Consider the following 21,550-nt stretch of genomic DNA (forward strand, 5'->3'; position numbering starts at 1 on the left):
ATAACCTGTTAGCCTTTACTTGATTTTTACAGGATATCTTTAGAGCAAGTAATGGGTGAACATTATCGTTACTTATAAATTATTTTTGTAAGAGGTTGGATGTTGCTTCAACCTCTTTTGTTGACTTGACAGAGATTTTTATCTTTGGTATGCTGACTGGAAAGCAAGGAGGAAAAGCTATGCAAACCTATATGGTTTTAAAGATTGAAGCGGACGTGGTTTATCTTGGCAATACTGATGGCAATTTAAAAAAACTTAGCATGGAGTGTTTTTCTTATAGCCCAAAAGAGGGGGATCAAGTCTTGGTTTATAGTCAAGGTAAGACCAGTTTGGTGACCAAGGGTACTGAAGAGACGACGCCAGAAGGCAATAAATGGGTTAAGTCTAGCCTTTTACAGGGAATTTTAGATCTGTTTTTGGAAACCTTAGCTGTGCACAATAATCATCTAGGTGATATAAAGAAGATTTTTTCTCAGCTACTCATTACCTTGTTTATGGCATGGAGTCTTTTGGGAGTTATCGTGATTGAAATCCTCCTTTTGCTAGAATCTGTGATTGTTTTTGTCTATCGTTTACTCATCGGAGGTTTACGTGCTATTCGTTTGGCTAGTCGTATTCAAAATTGGTTTGATAACAGAGAAAAGAAGGCCGCGCTTAGACGCCAAGCAGAAGAAGTGCAAGCAAAGAAAGCCCTTCGTCAAATGACAGAAGAAGTAGAGAGTTTAGTTAGTTCTGAAATGACATCTTTTTCAGAAAGTACCAGTCTGCTGATGACCAGCGAGGAGCAGTCACTCCATTGAGTGAAGGTGTTAGGCTTTAAAAACTCCTACCAATCCTTTTATGTAAAAAATCTCGCCTTGATACTCTTTGTAAGGAAATCAGTGATTTCTTGCGAATGTTTAGAACTATCAGTTGAGCACAAAAGTCAAATGTGACTTCATACGATATTCAAGCTACTGTCATCCTGATGAGAGTAGTTTTTAGTTATTTTCAGAGGTAGAAAGTTGTCTTTAATCGCTTCCTCTGTAACCCTGAGAGAACCTTTTGGGTCTTTTTTCTGAGTTTTGAAAACCTTTCCTATTTTTCTGAAAATGTGATATAATGAAATCAGTTTCGCTGAAAATACTATGTTTTTCATAGTTGTTTTCAAATTTTTTCTACAGATATTCAAAGGAGATATCATGGCATTTGATAATATTGATCAATTAGCAGTAAATACTGTTCGTACGCTTTCAATTGAAGCGATTCAAGCAGCAAATTCAGGTCACCCTGGTCTTCCAATGGGTGCAGCACCTATGGCTTATGTGCTTTGGAATCAATTTATGAAGGTCAATCCAAAGACTGGTCGTACATGGACTAACCGTGACCGCTTTGTTTTGTCAGCAGGGCACGGGTCAGCCCTTCTTTATAGCCTTTTACATTTATCAGGCTATGATGTCTCAATGGATGATTTAAAGAACTTCCGTCAATGGGGTTCAAAAACACCAGGACACCCAGAAGTCAATCATACTGATGGTGTTGAGGCAACATCAGGACCTCTTGGTCAAGGGATTGCTAATGCTGTTGGTATGGCTATGGCAGAAGCTCACTTGGCAGCTAGGTTTAACAAGCCTGATTTTGAGATTGTTGACCACTACACTTATGCCCTTAACGGAGATGGCTGTTTGATGGAAGGTGTCTCTCAAGAAGCTGCTAGTCTTGCTGGTCACTTGAAACTTGGTAAGTTGGTCCTTCTTTACGATTCAAATGATATTTCACTTGATGGATCAACTTCTATGGCCTTCACTGAGGATGTCAAAGCTAAGTTTGAAGCCTATGGATGGCAACATATTTTGGTTAAAGATGGCAATGATTTGGAAGCAATTGCTGCCGCTATCGAGGCTGCTAAAGCTGAGACAGAAAAACCATCAATCATCGAAGTCAAGACCATCATTGGTTACGGTGCTAAAGGTCAAGGAACTTCAGCTGTTCACGGTGCTCCAATTGGTCAAGAAGGTATTGATCACGCTAAGAAAGTTTACGGATATAACTATCCAGCTTTCACTGTTCCTGCAGAAGTAACAGAGCGTTTTGCAGCAGGCATTCAAGAGCGTGGAGCTAAGGAAGAAGATGCTTGGACAGAACGTTTTGAAGCCTACAAGGCAGCCTATCCAGAGTTGGCGGCTGAGTATGAGGCAGCTTTCTCGGGTCAACCAATTGAAGTGACACTTGATGCTCACGAACTTGGTACAGCTGTCGCTAGCCGTGTGTCAAGCCAGTCAGCTATCCAACAAATTTCAGCGCAAGTACCATCATTCTGGGGAGGTTCAGCTGACCTTTCAGCCTCAAATAATACTATGGTTAAGGAAGAATCTGATTTCCAACCAGATAACTATCTTGGACGCAATATTTGGTTTGGTGTGCGTGAGTTTGCTATGGCAGCAGCTATGAATGGTATTGCTCTTCACGGTGGAACACGTGTTTATGGCGGAACATTCTTTGTCTTCTCAAACTACCTTCTTCCAGCTGTTCGTATGGCAGCTCTTCAAAGCTTGCCAACAGTTTATGTCATGACTCATGATTCAATTGCAGTTGGTGAAGATGGTCCAACTCACGAGCCTGTTGAGCAATTGGCAAGTGTTCGTTCAATGCCAAATCTTAATGTTATCCGTCCAGCAGATGGTAATGAAACGAATGCGGCTTGGAAACGTGCCTTGGCAGAGACAGACCGTCCGACCATGCTTGTTTTGACACGTCAAAACCTTCCAGTTCTTGAAGGAACAAAAGATTTGGCTGAAGAGGGTATCAATAAAGGTGCCTACATCATTTCTGAAGCTAAGGGTGAGCTTGATGGTATCGTGATTGCAACAGGTTCAGAAGTGAAATTGGCTCTTGATACACAAGCAGCTCTTTCAGAAGAAGGTATCCACGTTCGCGTTGTCTCAATGCCAGCTCAAAATATCTTTGATGAGCAATCAGCAGAATACAAAGAAGCTATTCTTCCAGCTGCTGTAACCAAACGCCTTGCTATCGAAGCTGGTTCAAGCTTTGGTTGGGGTAAATATGTTGGTCTCAACGGAAAAACACTCACCATTGACACTTGGGGAGCATCAGCACCTGGAGATCGTATCTTCAAAGAATACGGCTTCACAGTTGACAATGCTAGCCAACTTTATAAATCATTATAATCGGTTGAAAAGATTGGGGAAACTCAGTCTTTTCTTTTTGGAATAAAATCGTGCCAATCTTCATATTTTATTGTATAATTTTTCTATGAAACGAAATTTTGAAAATGTAAAACGTATTGTTATAAAAATTGGGACAAGTTCTCTTGTTCTAGCAAGTGGCAAAATCAATTTAGAGAAGATTGACCACCTAGCCTTTGTCATTTCAAGTTTGATGAATAAGGGCAAAGAAGTGGTTTTAGTTTCATCAGGAGCTATGGGATTTGGCTTGAATGTCCTTGATTTGGACAAGAGACCGTCTGACCTTGCCAAACAGCAAGCGGTATCAAGTGTAGGACAGGTTGCCATGATGAGCCTCTATTCTCAGATTTTTGCCCATTATCAGACTAAGGTCAGTCAAATTTTATTAACACGTGATGTGGTTGTATTTCCAGAGAGTTTGGCAAATGTTACCAATGCTTTTGAGAGTTTGATTGGTATGGGGATTGTGCCTATTGTTAATGAGAATGACGCGGTCAGCATTGACGAGATGGACCACCAGACCAAGTTCGGAGACAACGACCGTTTGTCAGCTGTGGTAGCTCGCATCACCAAGGCAGATTTGTTGATTATGTTGTCAGATATTGACGGACTTTTTGATAAAAATCCGACTATCTATGATGATGCTGTTCTGCGCAGCCATGTTCCAGAAATCACTGAGGAGATTTTGGCATCGGCAGGTGGCGCAGGCTCTAAGTTTGGAACGGGTGGCATGATGAGCAAAATCAAATCCGCTCAAATGGTTTTTGACAATCAAGGAGAGATGATTTTGATGAATGGTGCCAATCCACGTGATATTTTACGTGTACTGGAGGGAGAAGAAATCGGAACCCTCTTTTCACAAAAGTGAGGTAGTGTATGACTTATATTGAGACTTTAGGGAAAAAGGCTGTTGCTGCCAGTCGAGATTTGGCTAAATTGAGAACTAGTGAGAAAAATGCTCTCTTGACCTTGGTAGCTAAACGTTTGGTGGCAGAGCGCCTTTACATTATCGAGGAAAACACCAAGGACTTGGCTGCAGCCAAGGACAATGGTATTTCAGCTATTATGATTGACCGTCTCATGCTTAATTCAGAACGGATTGAAGGGATAGCGGAAGGTCTTCGTCAGGTTGCTGATTTGGAAGACCCAATTGGACAGGTGGTACGAGGCTATACTAATCTTGATGGTCTCAAGATTGTTCAGAAACGTGTACCGCTTGGTGTTATTGCTATGATTTTTGAAAGCCGTCCCAACGTATCGGTAGATGCTTTCTCTCTAGCTTTCAAGACTAATAATGCGATTATTTTGCGTGGCGGGCGTGATGCCATTCATTCCAATAAAGCTCTGGTTAGTGTTATTCGTAAGGCTTTGGAAGATGCGGGTATCACTCCTGATGTGGTGCAATTGGTTGAGGATACGTCACACGAAGTGGCTGAGGAGCTGATGCAGGCTGTGGATTATGTGGATGTTCTTATTCCACGTGGTGGTGCTCGCTTGATCAACACGGTCAAGGAGAAGTCCAAGGTGCCTGTGATTGAGACGGGTGTCGGCAATGTTCACATTTACGTTGACGAGTTTGCCGACCTTGACATGGCGATTAAGATTGTCATCAATGCCAAGACGCAACGTCCAAGTGTTTGTAACGCTGCAGAAAGCCTTTTGGTCCATGAGACGATTGCAGAGGCATTCTTACCAGCTCTTGATAAGGCTCTGAAGGCTGTCCAACCTGTTGAATTTCGTGCAGACGATAAAGCGCTAGCTCTTTTGCCAGATGCTAGGAAAGCGACAGCAGAAGACTTTGCGACCGAATTTTTAGACTATATCATGTCTGTCAAGGTAGTCTCTTCCTCTCAGGAGGCAATTGATTGGATCAATACTTACACGACTCACCATAGTGAAGCCATTGTCACACGTGATATTGAAAGAGCAGAAAGTTTCCAAGACCAAGTGGATGCCGCGGCGGTTTATGTCAATGCATCCACACGCTTTACAGACGGTTTTGTCTTTGGTCTGGGTGCAGAGATTGGTATCTCAACGCAAAAAATGCATGCGCGTGGACCTATGGGACTGGAAGCTTTGACATCAACTAAATTTTACATTAACGGTAACGGGCAAACCAGAGGATAAGAAAGTCATCTGATTTTGGTAATCAAAGTCAGATTTTTTTCATGCTCTGTGGCTTACACCTTAAGACAGATAACGTAGATTTATGGTATAATGAACCTTATGACAAATGAATTTCATCATGTGACGGTGCTCTTGCACGAGACGGTTGACATGCTAGATATCAAGCCGGATGGTATTTATGTAGATGCGACACTCGGTGGTGCAGGGCACTCGTCCTATTTATTATCACAATTATCAGAAAACGGTCATCTCTATTGTTTTGACCAAGACCAAAAAGCGATTGATAATGCTCAGATTAAACTAAAAGACTATATTGATAGAGGCATGGTGACCTTTATCAAGGATAATTTCCGAAATCTACAGTCAAACTTATCGGCACTTGGTGTCACTGAGATTGATGGGATTCTCTATGATTTGGGCGTGTCTAGTCCTCAGCTCGATGAGCGTGAGCGTGGCTTTTCTTACAAAAAAGATGCACCACTGGATATGCGAATGAACCGAGAAGCTAGCTTGACAGCCTACGATGTGGTCAATAGCTATGACTATCATGACTTGGTGCGTATCTTTTTCAAATACGGTGAGGATAAGTTTTCAAAACAAATTGCTCGTAAAATTGAAGAGGCTCGCAAGGTCAAACCAATTGAGACAACGACTGAATTAGCAGAGCTTATCAAGTCCGCTAAACCAGCCAAGGAGCTCAAGAAAAAAGGGCATCCAGCCAAACAGATTTTCCAAGCCATTCGTATCGAGGTCAATGACGAGCTAGGTGCTGCAGATGAGTCTATTCAGCAGGCTCTTGACTTACTTGCCTTGGACGGACGCATTTCGGTCATTACCTTCCATTCATTAGAAGATCGTTTGACCAAACAACTGTTCAAAGAAGCATCAACGGTGGAAGTTCCTAAAGGCTTGCCTTTTATTCCGGATGATATGCAGCCGAAGATTGCCTTGGTTAACCGCAAGCCAATTTTGCCGAGCCAAGAGGAACTAGAAGCCAATAACCGTGCTCACTCTGCTAAACTCAGAGTAGCTAAAAAAGTTCGTATCTAAGGAGAACTACTATGCCAAGAGATAGGAGAAGTCAAGCTGTAGCAGTAGCGCTATCTAATAGAATACGTCAGTTAAGTCGGTTGGAGAAAGCCTTTTATGGTGCCATCATCATTACGGCAATTACCATGGCAGTGAGTCTCGTTTATCTGCAAAGCCGTAATCAAGAAGTGAAACAACAGATTACTGACCTCAATTATCAAATTAACGATGCCGAAACAGCTCTTAATAATGCCAAACAAGAAGTGAATGAGTTGACTCGTGCTGACCGTATCAAACAAATTGCAGGTCAGGCAGGTCTCTCTATTCAAAATGATAATATTCAAAAGGTGGACGATAAATGATGTCATACCTCAAAAAAATCCGTACGGCTTTTATGAACTTTGTTGTCAAAGACAGAAAGAGTCCTGCTGATAATAGGAAGCATGTTGGACAAAACTTAATGTTACTTGCTGTTTTTATCTTCTTTGTCTTTGTTATCAATTTTGCGATTATTATTGGAACTGATAGCAAGTTTGGGGTAAATTTATCTCAAGGGGCTAAATCTGTCTATTCCAAGACAGAAGTCGTTCCAGCCAAGCGTGGAACCATTTACGATAGAAATGGAAATGTCATCGCTGAAGATTCAACAACGTATAGTGTTTACGCCGTCGTTGATACCTCTTATGTTACTTCGACGGGTGAAAAGCTCTTTGTTCAAGACTCGCAGTATGATACGATTGCTCAGATTTTTAATGAGCAACTCGGGATGGAAAAAGACTATGTATTAAAGCAACTGAAGACTAAAAATGTTTACCAAGTTTCGTTTGGGACACAAGGGTCAGGCTTGAGTTATAGTAGCATGTCTAATTTGAAAGATGCTTTGGACAAGGCTAAGATTAAGGGCGTTGGCTTTGAAACAAGTACCAGTCGAATGTATCCGAATGGAACATTTGCTTCTCAATTTATTGGCCTAGCCCAATGGCAAGAGCAAAAAGATAAGACAAAGATTTTTACAGGTACTACAGGTTTAGAGTCCTCTCTAAATTCACTCTTATCAGGTACAGATGGTACCATGACCTATGAGATTGATAAGAATGGCAATACCCTCTTAGGGACTGGAAAAGTAGATAAAAAGGCTATCAATGGTAAGGATATCTACACGACTTTAGATGCCACTTTACAGACTTACCTTGAAACTCAAATGGATGTCTTCCAAGGAGAAGCTAATGGTGTCAACGCATCTGCTACTGTCGTTAATGCGAAGACAGGTGAAATTCTAGCAACAACACAAAGACCTACTTATAATTCAGATACTCAAGAAGGCTTGTCAGATTTAAAAGATTGGTCAACTCTTCTTTATCAATCCAATTATGAACCAGGATCTACAATGAAGGTTATGTTGTTAGCTGCTGCGATTGACAATGGAACCTTCGATCCTAACGCCACTTACTCAAACGTGAACGGTGTTCAGGTGTCTGATGTAACCATCAACGACTGGTCTCTTAATGATGGTAGTTCAACAGGACAAACCATGACCTATGCTCAAGGTTTTGCCTATTCTTCAAACGTTGGAATGACTCTACTTGAGCAGGCCATGGGAGATTCAACTTGGTCTAACTATCTCTCCTTGTATCGCTTTGGTTATCCGACGCGTTTTGGAATGAACGATGAGACGTCAGGCTCTATTTCTGATAACTCTGTTAATACAGCGCAATCTTCCTTTGGTCAAGGGATTAGTGTGACTCAGACTCAGATGCTCCGTGCCTTTACGGCCATTTCAAATAACGGTACTATGCTCGAACCGCAGTTTATTTCACAGATTGTGGATACCAATAACGATTCACGCCGTGTAGCTAGTAAAGAAGTCGTGGGCCATCCAGTATCAAAATCAGCTGCGAGTCAGACCCGTGATTACATGGTTACAGTTGGTACAGATCCTTACTTTGGTACCTTGTACAGCAAGACAAACGGAGGACCTATTATTCAGGTTGGGGATTACTCAGTAGCGGTTAAATCTGGTACAGCGCAGATTGCAGCTGAAGATGGTAGTGGTTATATCACAGGAAAAAATCAAACCCTGAATTCTGTTGTTGCTATGGTCCCTTCGGATGACCCAGACTTTATCATGTATGTGACAGTCCAACAACCGGAAAATTGGTCAGGTACTTTCTTTGCAGATGTCGTTAATCCTGTTCTAGAAGAAGCTATGTTGATGAAAGATAGCCTTACTGCTGACAGCTCAGCAAACAAACAAGATATTTCTAAGACGACTTCTTATAAGCTCTCAAAAATTGTTGGAGAAGCTCCAGGAGCTGTTACAGAAGAACTTCGTCGCAATCTGGTTCACCCTGTTCTTGTCGGTACAGGAAATGAAATTACCAAGGTATCAGTGAAAGAAGGTAGCAATCTAGCTCCTAACCAACAAGTTTTATTGCTAACAGATAAGTTAGAAACACTTCCTGATATGTATGGTTGGACGAAAGAAAATGTAGAAACCTTTGCCAAATGGACCGGTAAAAAGATTACTTTCAAAGGCTCCAAATCAGGAACAGTGACCAAACAAAACGTAGAAGCAGGTACCAGCATGGACAATGTTTCTAAAATTACAATAACAATAGGAGACTAAAATGTTTTTTAGTATTATTACAGGTATAGTAGCCTTTATTTTAACCACTCTGACTATGCCATACTTTATTCGCTACTATCAATTGAAAAAAATTGGTGGTCAGCAAATGCACGAAGATGTCAAGCAACATTTAGCCAAAGCAGGAACCCCAACCATGGGTGGAACAGTCTTTCTTTTAGTAGCTGTTCTTGTATCTGCCGTTGATTCTTTCTTGATGCCAATTGGTCAAGGAGGCGTGATCATTGGGATATTATCAGTGATTATCATCTATGGTGTCATTGGTTTCTTAGACGATTTCTTGAAGATTTTCAAACAAATCAATGAAGGCTTGAAACCTTGGCAAAAAATGGTTCTTCAAATTATTGCGGGCTTAGTGTTTTACTTTGTTCATGTTGCTCCAAGTGGAACAAGCTCACTTAATCTATTTGGTTTCCATTTGCAGCTTGGCATTCTTTACCTTTTCTTTGTTTTGTTTTGGGTTGTTGGATTTTCAAATGCGGTCAATCTAACAGATGGTATTGATGGGCTTGCGTCTATATCAGTTGTGATTAGCCTCTTAGCATATGGTGTAATTGCTTTTCACCAAAAACAATTTGATGTTTTAATGCTTATCGTGACAATGATCGGCTCTCTCTTAGGTTTCTTTGTCTACAACCATAAGCCTGCCAAGGTCTTTATGGGAGATGTGGGTTCATTGGCATTGGGAGCTATGTTGGCAGCTATTTCAATCGCTTTACGTGTTGAGTGGACGCTACTCCTTATTGGATTTGTCTATGTTTTTGAAACAGCATCAGTTATGATGCAGGTGTCTTATTTCAAATACACTAAGAAAAAATATGGTGAAGGACGACGTATTTTTAGAATGACACCATTCCATCACCATTTGGAATTAGGTGGCTTGTCAGGGAAGTCTGAGAAGTGGTCTGAATGGAAGGTAGATGCTTTTCTTTGGACAGTAGGACTTGTTTGCTCAGCTATTGCCTTAGCTATTTTATACCTTTAAGATGATTAGAGTTAACGGTTTTTCTAACTGTTGACTCTTTTCATTTTGCTAAAACCTATCTTTTAATGGTATAATGGGAGGGAAACAATTTATAGAAAAGGATAGGAACGATGGTTCGAAAAAGCTAAGAGACTGACTGTTGTTCCATACTAAAAGATGTCATTTAAAGATTTTAATTTTAAAAAATACATTCAAGAGGCTCTTGATGAAATCAAGTTTACAGAGCCAACGGATGTTCAAAAGAAGCTTATCCCTGTGGTACGTTCAGGGCGTGACTTGGTGGGAGAATCCAAAACAGGTTCTGGGAAAACACACACCTTCTTATTACCGATTTTTGAGAAACTGGATGAAAGCAAGCAAGACGTTCAAGTGGTCATTACAGCGCCGTCTCGTGAGTTAGCAACCCAGATTTATCAAGCGACCAAGCAAATTGCAGACCACTCTGAAACAGAAATTCGTGTGGTCAACTATGTTGGTGGTACAGATAAACTCCGTCAAATTGAGAAGCTAAAGGTTGCACAGCCTCATATTGTTATCGGAACACCAGGCCGTATCTATGATTTGGTACAATCAGGTGACCTTGACATCCATAAGGCACATACTTTTGTTGTTGACGAGGCTGACATGACTATGGATATGGGATTCCTAGATACAGTCGATAAGATTGCAGCTGGCTTGCCAAAAGAAGTTCAAATCTTAGTCTTTTCAGCGACTATTCCACAAAAATTACAACCATTCTTGAAGAAATACCTGACAAATCCTGTCATGGAAAAAATCAAGACGTCAACAGTCATTGCAGATACTATTGATAACTGGTTGATTTCAACCAAAGGGCGTGATAAGAATGCTCAGATTTTACAATTATCTAAGATTCTCAATCCTTACTTGGCTATGATTTTCGTCAATACTAAGGAACGTGCGGATGATTTGCATGCTTACCTAGTCTCCAACGGTCTCAAGGTAGCTAAAATCCATGGTGGTATCCCTCCTCGTGAACGTAAGCGTATCATGAACCAAGTCAAAAATCTTGATTACGAGTACATTGTAGCGACAGACTTGGCGGCACGTGGTATTGATATCGAGGGTGTCAGCCATGTCATCAATGATGCTATTCCACAGGATCTCTCATTCTTTGTTCACCGTGTGGGTCGTACAGGACGTAACGGTTTGTCAGGCACAGCTATCACCCTCTACCAACCTAGTGATGACTCAGATATCCGTGAACTTGAGAAATTGGGCGTAGCCTTTGTACCAAAAGTGGTCAAAGATGGTGAAATCCAAGATACCTACGATCGTGACCGTCGTGCTAATCGTGAGAAATCTTACAAGAAGCTAGATACTGAGATGATCGGTTTAGTTAAGAAGAAAAAGAAAAAAATCAAACCTGGCTACAAGAAGAAAATTCAGTGGAAGGTTGATGAAAAACGTAAACGTGAGCGCCGTGCTGAAGCGAGAGCAAAAGGACGTGCAGAACGTAAAGCTAAGAAACAGTCATTTTAAGGCTGAGTGGTTAGTAAGTGTCTAAAGGGTCTATGTTTTAGACTTTAAATAAAGAGCAGAAGCTAGCTAGCCTTTACTGACTGTTACATGAAAGCAGTATTTGAGATAGGGATATCTTGAGTACTGCTTTTTATTTTTATTAGTGTAAATCTCATTTTGTATAAAATAGAGAAAATAAGATAATAATTTGATGAGAAAGCGTTTTATATAACGCTAACATATGAATTGTAAAAAATAATCGAAATAGTTTGAAATTTCATTGTTTTGCTCTATAATGATGTAGTTAATGTTCATAGGCGAGGAGTGATGTGATGACATTTCCAGTTTTTCTGGAGTTAGTAGAAATAAAGGCAAAAACGGCTAGTATTTTACCGTTTTTAGTAGGTTTATGCTATTCCTATTTTATGTATGGGACGATACAGCCTCTTTTGGCCCTACTTTTTTTTGTGGCAATGATTTTATTTAATATGTTTGTTGACGTTTGGGATAATTATCAAGATTATAAAAATGCTCATGATAACGATTACCTGGAACAAACAAACATCATTGGACGAGAAGGGCTAAAATTAAGGCAGTTAGAGTGGTTGTTGGCAGCCATGTTTATATCATCAGCTTTGATAGGATTACTTATAGTATATGTGGTAGGGCTGTCATTACTCTATTTGGGGCTCTTTTGTTTTGCAGTTGGAGTTTTGTATTCGGCTGGACCTAGACCTTTGTCTAGTTTGCCCTTAGGTGAGATTTTTTCAGGCGTGACAATGGGTTTTATGATCTGTTTGATTACTGTTTTCATTAATACTCACACTGTATTTGATTGGAACTGGTACTCAGTGATGGAAGTCTTTTTAATTTCCTTGCCATGTACACTATGGATTTCAAATTTGATGTTAGCCAACAACCTTTGCGATAAGGAAGAGGATGAGAAAAATCATCGCTACACATTGGTACATTATACAGGGGTGAAAGGTGGTTTGTATCTTTTTGCACTGACCAATGTACTAGCAGTTATGGCTATCCCATTACAATATTGTTTAGGATTAGCACCATCTACTGTATTATGGAGTTTGGTCATGATTCCTTTTGTTATTAAGCAGACGCGATTGCTTTGGAATAAGCAAGTAAAAGCAGAAACCTTCAGTGCAGCTGTTAAGATTTTAGCTTTAGGATCAACCATTTACGTTATTACTTTTGCACTTGGACTCATGATGTAAGGAGAAGAATCACATGAAAGAAGTTGTCGTACTAGGAGCTGGCTATGCTGGCTTAAAAGCAGTAAGAAAATTGCAGAAAGAATCTGGTGATTTTCACATTATCTTAGTGGATCGCAATGATTATCATTACGAAGCAACCGAACTACACGAAGTTGCTTCAGGTTCACAACCCCGCGAAAAAATATCATATCCGATCAAGGATGTTTTGAATCTAAAAAAAGTAACTTTTATTCAAGATTCTGTAACAAAGGTTGATCGTTCCAGTCAGACAGTTAGCTTGGCTAATACCAGTGATTTGCATTATGATTATTTGGTAGTGGCACTAGGTTTTTGTTCAGAAACGTTTGGTATTACAGGAGCGCAGGAGAATGCTCTTCAAATGGTTGATGTCAATACTGCCGAAGCTATTCACAATCATATTGTTAAGACAATGACAAAATACCGTGAAACAAAAGATCGTAATTATCTCCGTTTGTTGATTTGTGGCGCTGGTTTTACAGGTATCGAGTTAGCTGGTGCCTTTGTTGATGAGCGTAAAAAATACGCGGAGTTGGCAGGTGTCAGTCCAGAAGAGATTGAAATTATCTGTGTGGAAGCAGCGACATCTATTTTACCGATGTTTAAGAAAGAATTGGCGCAATACGGTACAGAGTTAATTGAAAAATTAGGTATCACATTGATGCTTGGTTCTATGATTAAAGAAATTAAACCAGGAGAAGTGGTTTATGCGCAGGGACAAGATGCACAAGAGTTGCAAACTATCTCAGCAGAAACAATTATCTGGACGACTGGAGTTAGTGGAAGTCCTGTTATGGCTGAATCTGGCTTCAATCAACGCCGTGGTCGAGTGGTTGTTGCCAATGATTTGCGTGATCCAGACCATCCAAATGTTTATGTCGTTGGTGACGTCTCAGCCTTTATGGATCCGGAAACAAATCGCCCTTATCCAACAACGGCTCAAATTGCGACACGAATGGGAGCTCATGTAGGTAAAAACTTAGCGCGTCAATTGAAAGGTGAAGAGCCAGAAGATTTTAGTTATACCTCTCAAGGGACAGTGGCTTCTGTTGGTAATACCCATGCTTTGGGTGAGGTTGGACCAGCAGCATTGAAGGGTTATCCTGCTTCTGTTTTGAAAAAAGTGATTATGAACAAATCTCTTCTAGATATTGGTGGCCTCAAAGAGCTTTTGGCGCGTGGACGCTTTGACCTTTATCATTAAGAGTGATGTAGGATAGAAGGAGAGCTGAGAGGTTTTCGCCAAATACTATCTTATTTTTTCTGATAAGGATACAATACTAAAATGCACAATCGCTACATTGATTTTGAAATTCTAGTAATTGTGTGATCAAGTAGATGAATGATCAGCTACTTGGCTAAGTGGATAAGCTGATAAAAATGAGTTAGAGACCTTTGTTTTAGGCTTATTAGTATCAGCTACATCCTATAAAAGAGGAGAGATTATGACAATTGAAACTTTAGCTCGTTTTCAATTTGCAATGACAACCATTTTCCACTATTTCTTTGTTCCATTTACCATCGGAACCACTCTTGTCGTAGCAATTATGGAAACGTGTTATGTTGTAACTAAAAACGATGTTTATAAAAAAATGACGAAATTCTGGGGAAATATCCTGCTGCTTAGCTTCGCGGTGGGAGTGGTAACCGGTATTATTCAAGAATTTCAATTTGGAATGAACTGGTCAGATTATTCACGCTTTGTTGGTGATATTTTCGGTGCCCCTCTAGCCATTGAAGCCTTGTTGGCCTTCTTTATGGAATCAACCTTCCTTGGCTTATGGATGTTTACATGGGACAATAAAAAGATCAGTAAGAAATTACACGCGACCTTTATTTGGCTTGTTTTCTTTGGTTCGCTGATGTCAGCTATGTGGATTTTGACTGCCAATAGCTTTATGCAACACCCTGTTGGTTATGTTATCGAAAATGGCAGAGCTAAAATGGTAGACTTTCTAGCATTGATAACAAATGTGCAGTTCTTCTATGAGTATGGACATGTCATCACAGCTGCTATCACCATGGGAGGGATTGTTGTCGCTGGTTTGGCAGGATTCCAGATGTTGAAAAAAGATAAACTATCTGATCTTGCACAAGATATTTACAAAAAATCTATTCGTATCGGCTTGTTGGTAACGCTTCTTGGATCTATCTCTGTTATGGGAGTTGGTGATTTGCAGATGAAGGCTTTGATTGAAGATCAGCCGATGAAATTTGCTGCCATGGAAGGTGACTATGAGGATTCGGGTAGCCCTGCAGCTTGGGCTTTGATTTCATGGGCTGATGAAGCTAAACATGAGGAAGTCTTTGGTATTAAGATTCCTTATATGCTTAGTATCTTATCTTATGATAAACTCTCAGGTTCGGTTGATGGTATGAATACAGTCAACGAAGAATTGATTAAGAAGTACGGAAAACGTAACTATTATCCTATGGTAAATGTTCTTTTCTATAGTTTCCGTATTATGGCTGCCTTTGGTACGCTTATGTTTGGGGTTTCTGTCCTAGGACTCTATCTGACAAGAAAGAAAAAACCGATTTTATACAACCATAAGTGGATGCTTTGGATTCTTGGTTTAACAACTTTTGCACCATTTTTTGCCAACACCTTTGGTTGGGTTGTTACTGAGGAAGGGCGCTACCCATGGACAGTTTATGGGCTCTTTACGATTAAAGACAGTGTTTCGCCAAATGTATCAGTAACCTCATTACTTATTTCTAATACGGTTTATTTCCTATTATTTAGTGGCTTAGCCGTGATGATGGTTAGCTTGACCGTTCGTGAGCTTAAAAAAGGTCCAGAAAATGAAGAACAGTTATTGCAAGAAACGATTGCAGCATCACTGGATCCGTTTGATAAGGGGGCATTTTTATGAGTGGATTACAATTCTTTTGGTTCTTTTTGGTAGGGCTTCTCTTTTCAGGTTTCTTTTTCCTAGAAGGTTTTGATTTTGGAGTAGGAATGGCAGTTCAGTCACTTGCTCGAAATGAACAGGAAAAAGATCAGATTGTATCAACCATAGGTCCTGTTTGGGATGGAAATGAAGTCTGGCTTTTGACTGGTGGTGGAGCAATGTTTGCTTCTTTCCCTTATTGGTATGCTTCCCTATTTAGTGGCTACTATCTTATTTTGTTGGTTATTTTGTTTGGCTTGATTATCCGTGGCGTATCATTTGAATTTCGTCATAAGGTTCCTCAGTCACAAAAACAACTTTGGAATTGGACCTTGACGATTGGCTCCTTGATTGTTCCTTTCTTTTTTGGAGTGATGTTTATTAGCATGATTCAAGGGATGCCTCTGGATGCTTCAGGGAATATGTCTGCACACTTTACTGACTACTTCAACCTCTTTTCAGTTGTTGGGGGCGTTGCTTTGGTTCTGATGTCTTACCTTCACGGTTTGAATTACATCAGCTTAAAAACAGAAGGTCCTGTTCGTGATAGAGCACGCAATTATGCACAACTCTTTTACTGGATTCTTTATGTGGGATTGGTTGTATTTGCTGTCTTGCTTTATTTCAAGACGGACTTTTTCCAAGTACATCTCTTAGGGACACTTGTAGCAGTGCTTGTCATTGTCTGCTTGACTGTTTTTGCGCATGTTTCATTATTTAAAGAACGTGAGTTATCAGCTTTCTTAGCCAGTGGACTCTCCTTGGTTGCCCTAGTGGTTCTCATTTTCCAAGGGATTTTCCCTCGTGTCTTGATTAGTTCGATTAGTTCAAGCTATGACCTTCTGATTAAGAATGCGTCATCATCTCCATATACATTATCAGTGATGTCTATTGTGGCAATTACATTGGTACCATTTGTATTAGCTTACACTGCTTGGGCTTACTACATTTTTAGAAAACGTATTTCACTACCTGCCATTGAAACAGGAGGACATCATGCTGGATAAAGCGATTTTACGCTTGTCTGGTATCAAATATATTTTAGGATTGCTTGCAGGACTTGATTTCCTTCAGGCAATCTTTATTATCGGACAGGCTATTTTTTTAAGCCAATCCATCACACAGTTGTGGGAAGGAAAAGAGCTTTCTGGAGCCACCATTAGTATCCTTGGTTTTATCCTGTCTTATCTTGGCCGCCATGCGATGACTTGGATAAAAGATCACCGGTTAGATGCATTTTCGGCAGAACAAGCTAAGGTGACGAGAGAATTGCTGCTGCAAAAAGTTTTTCGAATGGGACCTCATTTAGTACAAGAAAAAGGAAGCGGTAATATCATTACCCTTGCTTTAGATGGGATAGGTCTGATTGAAAATTACCTTCATCTGATTTTAAGTAAGATGATAAACATGTCCATTTCACCGTGGTTAATCTTGTTAGTCATTGCCTATCTTGATTGGGAATCAGGGCTAATTCTATTTTTGGTGTTTCCTTTAATTATTATTTTTATGATTGTTTTAGGTTATGCTGCACAAGCCAAGGCAGATAAGCAGTATGCTTCATATCAGCGTTTGTCCAATCATTTTCTAGATTCATTACGAGGAATCGATACCTTACGATTTCTAGGTCTCAGCAAACGCTATGCTAAAAGCATTTACCGAACTAGTGAGGCTTTTAGAAAGGCAACGATGAGTGCTTTGCGAATTGGAATGTTATCGACCTTTGCCCTCGACTTTTTCACGACACTATCAATCGCGATTGTTGCTGTTATGCTTGGTTTGCGTTTGATTAACGGACAGATGACTCTGTTTCCAGCACTTGCTGTCTTGATCCTATCACCAGAGTATTTCTTACCTATTCGTCAGTTTTCTAGCGATTATCACGCGACATTGGATGGTAAAAATGCCTTTCAAGCAGTTCAAGACATCCTCAACCAAGAGGAGTTTAGTGACGATAGCTTACAGTTAGAAGAGTGGTCTGAAGAGAGCCAACTTGATTTAGATCAGATTAGTATGGCTTATGGTGACAAGAAAATCTTAGAGGACACCAATCTTCATATAAAAGGCTATCAAAAAATAGGTATCGTAGGAATGAGTGGTTCTGGAAAATCGACTTTGGTTAATCTCTTGGGAGGTTTTTTACCACTTGAATCAGGTTCTATTAAAGTCAATCATCAAGAAGTCAATCATTTGAGACATACAGACTGGCAAAAGCAATTGCTATACATTCCCCAATCACCTTATATTTTTGAACTGTCGCTAAGAGATAATATTGCCTTCTATACGCCAGGGGTAAGCGACGAGGCTATTTTGAAGGCGATTGAGATGGTTGGTCTTGAAGAGTTGCTCAGTGAATTACCAGACGGTCTAGATACCAAAATCGGAAACGGTGCAAGACCTCTTAGTGGTGGCCAAGCTCAACGTATTGCCTTAGCTCGAATTTTGGTCAATGCCAAACGAAAGGTTTTATTGTTTGATGAGCCAACAGCCCACCTAGACATTGAAACGGAGTTGGATATCAAAGAACGTATGCTGCCTTTATTGGAAGACCATCTGGTTATCTTTGCCACACACCGTCTTCATTGGTTAAAAGAAATGAATCTTATCTTAGTTTTGGAAAAAGGGCAGGTTGTTGAATACGGGACTTATGAACAACTGATGCAGAACAAATCAAGCTTTTTCCGTTTAAAAACAGCAATGGGAGGAAGACATGACTAAATTAGCCATCATACAGTTATTAAAAAAGGATAAATGGGTCCTTCCTTACTTTAAACGTTATAAAGTGGCACTGGTAACAGCTCTTGCATTAGGATTTTTGACCTTCTTTTGTTCAGTTGCTTTGATGTTCAATTCGGGATTTTTGATTTCAAAATCAGCTTCGCTACCAAGTAATATCCTATTGGTTTACATTCCGATTGTTTTAACGAGAACATTTGGGATAGGAAGACCTTTGTTTAGGTACCTAGAGAGATTGACCAGTCACCATTGGGTTTTGAAAATGACATCGTCGCTTCGGAAAAGACTTTATTTAGCACTAGAGCAAGATGCTGTCTTTTTGAAAAATCGAGTGAGACTAGGCGATATTATGGGAATCTTATCGCAAGATATAAATTACCTACAAAATCTATACCTGCGAACAATTTTTCCCACTATTATTGCTTGGATTTGCTACTTCTGTATTATTGTTTTACTCGGTTTTGTATCCTTGAGTTTCGCCTTGTTGGTGTCAGGCTATCTTCTTATTGTTTTATTGGTGGTTCCGTTCTTATCTTTGTCTATCAATGGAGAAAGAGAAACTCAGATGAAGGAAATGAAGGCTGAGCTCTATCGAGATGTTACAGATAACGTCTTAGGTGTCTCCGATTGGATTTTTAGTCAGAGAGGAAAAGACTACGTTACAAAGCATGAAGAATCTGAAGCAAAATTACAAGAAATCCAATCAAAAGTCAAACGCTTTAATAATAGACGTGCTTTCCTAACAGATGCCTTCTTTGGGATTTTAGTATTGTTTGTTTTGATTTGGTCATCTAGTACCTTCCACGGAAATCACGGTGGATCAGCGAATTGGATTGCCGCTTTTGTTTTGGCAGTTTTTCCAATCAGTGAGATTTTTTCAGGATTGGCAACAGCAAGTCAGGAAGTGACGACCTATTCAGATTCAATCAGGAGATTAAACGACCTACCTCAAACGACTGATGCGACCTCTAATCATCTGGAGGTACCAGAGAGATTTGACCTTATGATCAATGAGCTTAGTTTTAGCTATGAGCATAAGTCTGTTTTAAATCAGCTGAGTCTAGTGATTCCACAAGGTCAAAAACTGGCTATATTAGGGCCAAGTGGTTCTGGAAAATCGACTCTATTGACTCTTATCCGAGGAGACCTTGCTCCACAGGAAGGCTCTGTTTTGATTGATGGTCATAAGATCAGTGATTTTGGTGAGACTATTTCTGATATGATTTCTGTTATCCAACAATCACCTTATCTTTTTAACACGAGCATCCTTAACAATGTTAGACTTGGTAATGAAAAGGCTAGTGTTGAGGAGGTCTGGTCTGCCTTGGAAAAAGTTGGGCTAAAAGAAATGGTTTCTTCTCTACCGAAAGGTTTAGAAACGTTAGTTGATGAGGCAGGGTTACGTTTTTCAGGCGGTGAACGTCATCGGATGGCATTAGCTAGAATTTTATTGCAGGACTGTCCGATTGTTTTACTAGATGAGCCAACTCTAGGATTAGACCCCATTACAGAAATGGATTTATTAGATACGGTGATGAAAACTTTAGATGGTAAAACGATCATTTGGGTTACACACCATCTCAAAGGCGTTTCTATGGTCGATCAAGTTATTTTCCTTGAAAAGGGCAAGTTGACCATGTCAGGCTCTCCTCAGGACTTACTTCAAACCAATGAACGCTATCGTCAATTAAAACGTATTGATGATGGTGAGGATACGGTAAGCATATCATAAAAAGAAGTTATCTTTAGATGCTAACTTCTCAGATTGAAGAAAAAGTCCATTTTGGACAATTTTCTTCAATCTTTTTTCTTTATGTTGAAAATAAAAAAAACTCTCAGAAACGCTGAAATATCAATGTTTCTAAGAGTTTAATAACTTGCTATCTTTCGCAAACTTCTTCAATTTTGTATATTTTTAGGAGTTTGTCTACGTTCTGAAAAGTTAGCTTTAGATGCTAACTTCTTTTTGTTATAAAGACTTGTTGAGTTTTTAGATATGACGTTTCAATAACTCGTTTGTGAGTTTCAGCAGAAGCTTTTTAGAAGGGTTATTAGGCAACTTCTTGATGTCATTGATAGCCTTTTGAGTATAGCATTTGGCAATTTCTCGAGCTTCAGATACGCCTTGATTATCGATAACCAACTGAGCTACTTGACGACACTCACTCTCGCTGATATTTCTTTCTTTATCAAGGAGTGGTTTAAAACTATCAGGATTTTTTTGTAGGGCTAACAGAAGTGGTAAGCTGTAAACACCAGTAGCTAAGTCTTCTAGAATGGGCTTATTAAAGGTTTTGGGGTCGGCAGTGTAGTCTAGGATATCATCTAGAATTTGAAAAGCCATTCCAATGGAGTGCCCAATGCGAGCAGAGCGATGGATAATCTCTGTACTAGCACCACCAAAATAAGCTCCTTCTTGGCTAGCTAACTTGAAGAGAGCAGCAGTTTTTCCAGAAATAGCGTGAAGGTATTGGCGTATATGCTGTGTCTGATTGAAGCGAAGGCTCATCTGATCCAGTTCACCTAGTAGAATATTTCTCATAATCTTAGCATTAATTGCCATGTAAGGAGTGTCAGACATAGTCTCCAGCATGAGTTTAAAGAAAATCGTAAAGAGTAGATCACCTGTATAGACGGCGATATCCTTGCCATACTGACTTTGAATAGTGACCTGTCCTCGACGTAGTGGAGAATCATCGATAACGTCATCGTGAATGAGAGTCGCCATGTGCAGTACTTCAAGGGACGCTGCAATCTTTAACTGCGTTTCTTCAGGTTTAGCCTTATTTTTATCACCAAATTGACTAAAGAGAAGAAAAAAGGCAGGTCTCAATTGCTTGCCGCCAGAGGAAGTCAGTGACTGCATTGCCTCTTGAATGTCGGTATTTCGAATAGTAAATTCATTTTTGATGATATCTTGGACAGCGTTAATTTTAGATTCCATGTTGGAATACTTGCTCCAAAAGGACGGCATAATAATCTCCTCTTATACTTATTAAGTTCTATTCTACATTAAAATGCTTCTTTTTGCGAAAGATAGGTTGCATAAAATAATGAGAAGAGACAGTTATTTGTGATAGCTTTTATTTATGACTTTGATAAGAAAAAGATATTATACGCAGGTCTCTTTTTTCTACCATTTGTCAAGCTTATCAAGGCTTTTAGCGAAAAAATAATATCAAGACAGTAGCCGTTACGTGGTTATTGTCTTATTTTTATGACTA

Annotated in this window: 16 protein-coding genes; 15 read left to right on the forward strand and 1 reads right to left on the reverse strand. The window is 39.8% G+C overall.

Features of this window, described 5'->3' with window-relative positions:
- Positions 1-179: 179 nt before the first annotated feature.
- The 15 genes from JOC31_RS09830 to cydC all read left to right on the forward strand — a co-directional run bounded on the left by JOC31_RS09830 (position 180) and on the right by cydC (position 20,058).
- Positions 180-800 (forward strand): hypothetical protein, encoded by a 621-nt coding sequence (locus tag JOC31_RS09830; protein ID WP_239551624.1) that lies wholly within the window; start codon positions 180-182, stop codon positions 798-800.
- Positions 801-1,181: 381 nt separating this feature from the next.
- A complete protein-coding gene (gene tkt / locus JOC31_RS02175; protein WP_205016569.1) occupies positions 1,182-3,167 on the forward strand; it encodes a transketolase in 1,986 nt (661 codons plus the stop codon).
- A gap of 85 nt (positions 3,168-3,252) precedes the next feature.
- Positions 3,253-4,053 carry a glutamate 5-kinase gene (proB, locus tag JOC31_RS02180; protein WP_205016570.1) on the forward strand — a complete coding sequence of 267 codons (801 nt, stop codon included), beginning with the start codon at positions 3,253-3,255 and terminating at the stop codon, positions 4,051-4,053.
- Positions 4,054-4,061: 8 nt separating this feature from the next.
- Positions 4,062-5,312, forward strand: a complete 1,251-nt coding sequence (locus JOC31_RS02185; protein WP_205016571.1) for a glutamate-5-semialdehyde dehydrogenase — start codon at positions 4,062-4,064, stop codon at positions 5,310-5,312.
- A 99-nt stretch (positions 5,313-5,411) separates the two neighbouring features.
- Entirely contained in the window at positions 5,412-6,362 is a 951-nt protein-coding gene (gene rsmH / locus JOC31_RS02190; protein ID WP_205016572.1) for a 16S rRNA (cytosine(1402)-N(4))-methyltransferase RsmH, read from the forward strand.
- Positions 6,363-6,373: 11 nt separating this feature from the next.
- Positions 6,374-6,703, forward strand: a complete 330-nt coding sequence (ftsL, locus tag JOC31_RS02195; protein ID WP_205016573.1) for a cell division protein FtsL — start codon at positions 6,374-6,376, stop codon at positions 6,701-6,703.
- Positions 6,703-8,967, forward strand: coding sequence for a penicillin-binding protein PBP2X (gene pbp2x, locus JOC31_RS02200; protein ID WP_205016589.1), 2,265 nt, complete (start codon positions 6,703-6,705; stop codon positions 8,965-8,967). Before ftsL ends, pbp2x begins: the two co-directional genes overlap by 1 nt.
- A gap of 1 nt (position 8,968) precedes the next feature.
- Positions 8,969-9,970: a phospho-N-acetylmuramoyl-pentapeptide-transferase gene (gene mraY, locus JOC31_RS02205; RefSeq protein WP_205016574.1), complete on the forward strand. Its 1,002-nt coding sequence runs from the start codon at positions 8,969-8,971 to the stop codon at positions 9,968-9,970.
- 156 nt (positions 9,971-10,126) lie between these two features.
- The gene (locus JOC31_RS02210; RefSeq protein ID WP_205016575.1) at positions 10,127-11,470 is read left to right on the forward strand and encodes a DEAD/DEAH box helicase; all 1,344 of its coding nucleotides are present in this window, start codon (positions 10,127-10,129) and stop codon (positions 11,468-11,470) included.
- Positions 11,471-11,781: 311 nt separating this feature from the next.
- Positions 11,782-12,681, forward strand: coding sequence for a prenyltransferase (locus JOC31_RS02215; protein WP_205016576.1), 900 nt, complete (start codon positions 11,782-11,784; stop codon positions 12,679-12,681).
- 13 nt (positions 12,682-12,694) lie between these two features.
- Positions 12,695-13,903, forward strand: coding sequence for an NAD(P)/FAD-dependent oxidoreductase (locus JOC31_RS02220; RefSeq protein WP_205016577.1), 1,209 nt, complete (start codon positions 12,695-12,697; stop codon positions 13,901-13,903).
- A gap of 241 nt (positions 13,904-14,144) precedes the next feature.
- Positions 14,145-15,575, forward strand: a complete 1,431-nt coding sequence (locus JOC31_RS02225; protein ID WP_205016578.1) for a cytochrome ubiquinol oxidase subunit I — start codon at positions 14,145-14,147, stop codon at positions 15,573-15,575.
- Complete coding sequence (gene cydB, locus JOC31_RS02230) at positions 15,572-16,600, forward strand: cytochrome d ubiquinol oxidase subunit II (RefSeq protein WP_205016579.1); 1,029 nt, start codon at positions 15,572-15,574, stop codon at positions 16,598-16,600. The genes JOC31_RS02225 and cydB overlap by 4 nt, the downstream gene beginning before the upstream one ends.
- Positions 16,590-18,308, forward strand: a complete 1,719-nt coding sequence (gene cydD, locus JOC31_RS02235; protein WP_205016580.1) for a thiol reductant ABC exporter subunit CydD — start codon at positions 16,590-16,592, stop codon at positions 18,306-18,308. Before cydB ends, cydD begins: the two co-directional genes overlap by 11 nt.
- Positions 18,301-20,058: a thiol reductant ABC exporter subunit CydC gene (gene cydC, locus JOC31_RS02240; protein WP_205016581.1), complete on the forward strand. Its 1,758-nt coding sequence runs from the start codon at positions 18,301-18,303 to the stop codon at positions 20,056-20,058. Before cydD ends, cydC begins: the two co-directional genes overlap by 8 nt.
- A 258-nt stretch (positions 20,059-20,316) precedes the next feature.
- Here the strand turns inward: cydC and JOC31_RS02245 are convergent, their stop codons facing one another.
- Positions 20,317-21,300: a polyprenyl synthetase family protein gene (locus JOC31_RS02245; protein ID WP_205016582.1), complete on the reverse strand. Its 984-nt coding sequence runs from the start codon at positions 21,298-21,300 to the stop codon at positions 20,317-20,319.
- Positions 21,301-21,550 lie beyond the last annotated feature (250 nt).

The sequence above is a fragment of the Streptococcus saliviloxodontae genome (assembly GCF_016908655.1).
GTDB classification, from domain to species: domain Bacteria; phylum Bacillota; class Bacilli; order Lactobacillales; family Streptococcaceae; genus Streptococcus; species Streptococcus saliviloxodontae.